The organism is Flavobacterium sp. CG_9.1, from assembly GCF_015751645.1.
GTDB classification, from domain to species: domain Bacteria; phylum Bacteroidota; class Bacteroidia; order Flavobacteriales; family Flavobacteriaceae; genus Flavobacterium; species Flavobacterium xanthum.
Genome location: NZ_JADOVC010000068.1, coordinates 1 through 2,368 on the forward strand (window position 1 = coordinate 1; position 2,368 = coordinate 2,368).

Sequence of the window (2,368 nt, forward strand, 5' to 3'; positions counted from 1 at the left end):
AACTTTTTATCATAAAACCTTGCGCTTAATTCATCAAATATAACTATACAGAATTGAAATACAAACCAATAGGGTTTCTAAGCAGACCCTAATTAACAGATTGAGTTTTTAATAATACACTTCATTTGTTAATTATAAAATTTCTAGCTCGATCCAAAATCTTGCTTAAAATGACTATTCCGATGAAAGTGGACACCTCATTCCGGAGCAAAGTGTACAGTGGTTTTGATGCTGATTTCTTGGGTTAAAATTAGACAAAAATTTTTATTGTTTTTTCATTTTTTTTCTCATGGATTCTCCCTTGAGTTCAAAGCGGATTGCCGAGTGGATAATTCGATCCAAGATGGCATCTGCGATTGTCTTTTCTTCAATGAGATCATACCAGTTTTTCACCGGTAGCTGTGAGCAAAAAATGGTTGCTCTTTTTTGATTTCTATCCTCTACCAAATCCATTAATATCATTTGCTTTTCATTATTGATCGTTTGTAGTCCAAAGTCGTCGATAATCAACAAATCGTGATTCTCTATCTTAGTGAGTTCCCTGATGTAGGAGCCATCTGCTTTGGCCATGATTAATTTCTGGAAGAGTTTGCCCAAATTATAGTAAAGTACTTTATAGCCTTTGATACAGCTTTGATGTCCCAAGGCTGTTGCTAAAAAGCTCTTTCCTGTTCCAGTACAGCCTGTGATGATTAGATTTTCATTTCGGTCAATAAAGGAGCAGTCCGATAAACGGGTAAGAAGGTTTCGCTCAAGATTGCGGTCATCGGTATAGCTTATCTCCTCTAAAGACGCTTGATAATGGAACTTTGCATTTTTGAGTAATCGCTCGGTTCGGCTGTTGTTGCGGTGATTATCTTCGGATTCGATGAGCCAGGCAATAAACTCATCGTTGGTAAATGTATCTTGATTTCTGGTTTCGAATGAAGATTCATAAGCTCGTTTCATTCCGTTTAAACGCATTTTCTGCATCTTTTCGATAGTGGCATTTGTGTTCATATTTTGATTTGATTTAAAATGTTAAGCGTAATATTGTGACCATCTGATATTGTCATGATTCGATATGGAGGCGTTGAATAAATCCAGTTGTTCTTCTTCTTCTTTATCAAGGCCTCTCTCTAAAATGTTTTTGATAGAATTGTAGCTTACCGCATCGTAGCTTAGCGCACGTTTACAGGCGTTATTCAGGCGTTCTTTTCCTATTTTGGCTGCCATGCTCAATATTCCCAAGCAACTCTTATAACTCTGTTCAGGATACTGTTTTTTATCCAATATTTTCTCGATGTATTCTTTGGTCGAAGTGCCTATCTTTTGCGCCCAAGTGATAAAATATTCCGAACTCCAATCGGCATTGTAGGTGTGACTCACAGGCATATGTTCCTTTACCGTCACATAATGGTAAGCCTTGCGGCTGCGCGGGTGAAGAGCAATACGAGCTTGGTTGTGGTAGATTTCCACTACGCTTTGGGTGAGGATCAACTTTACTTTCTTACCGATATAGGTAATGGGTATGCTGTAATAGTTCTTGTCAGCAGCATAATAGACATGGCAATTCTTCTGTACTGTGGCGATTTTATAGTCTCTCAGTTCATATTTCTCCAAAGGCAATGGCTTTAAAGCATCCTTCTCTATTTCTAAAAAAAGACCGGTACGACTGTGCTGTTTTTTCTGAAAAGGGGTTTGATTGTAAATCAAAAGAAGCTCCTTTATAGCCAAATTCAATTCCGTAATGCTGTAAAATTCTTTATCTCGAAGAGCCGCATGAATGCGGGTGTAAGTAATATTTACGGCACCTTCGACCAAGGATTTGTCCTTAGGCTTCAAGGCTCTGGCAGGCATTATTGAAGTGTCGTAATGTGAAGCAAAGCAGGCAAACTGTTCATTTACATGGGGTTCGTATTTATTGGATTTGGTTACTGCCGATTTTAGATTATCAGGAATAATACAAGCAGGAACGCCCCCTAGGTAATGCAGGCAATTTTGAACACTACTTATAAAATCGGGTATCTGCTGAGAAAAAGAGGCTTCCACGTAAGTGTATTGGCTTGCGCCAAGAGTCGCAACAAAGACTTCTACCGGCTTTATTTCGCCTGTTTCTTGGGCAATGATATGGAGTTTCTTGCCAGCATAATCAATGAAAAGCTTTTCCACTGCTTTGTGGGTAGTAGGCATATAATACCATTTAACCTTTGAAAATACTGTAATAAGCTTCTAAATAATAATCATATCCAGTAATAGATTTGATAATTTCATTTTCACTAATTTTTATAAGTCTTGAATTCAATTAATAAATGCGAGAGTCAGGAATCGCAAATGAAGATGAAATATTTTTTCAGAACAAAGAAAAGAAAATTAATTCTTTTCCCTG

2 protein-coding genes are annotated in these 2,368 nt (G+C 37.4%); both read right to left on the reverse strand.

The window, feature by feature from the left end:
* Nucleotides 1-264: 264 nt before the first annotated feature.
* Nucleotides 265-999 carry an IS21-like element helper ATPase IstB gene (istB, locus tag IWX83_RS16980; protein ID WP_196831341.1) on the reverse strand — a complete coding sequence of 245 codons (735 nt, stop codon included), beginning with the start codon at nucleotides 997-999 and terminating at the stop codon, nucleotides 265-267.
* Between the two features lie 21 nt (nucleotides 1,000-1,020).
* A complete protein-coding gene (gene istA, locus IWX83_RS16985; RefSeq protein WP_196831342.1) occupies nucleotides 1,021-2,172 on the reverse strand; it encodes an IS21 family transposase in 1,152 nt (383 codons plus the stop codon).
* Between the last annotated feature and the right edge of the window lie 196 nt (nucleotides 2,173-2,368).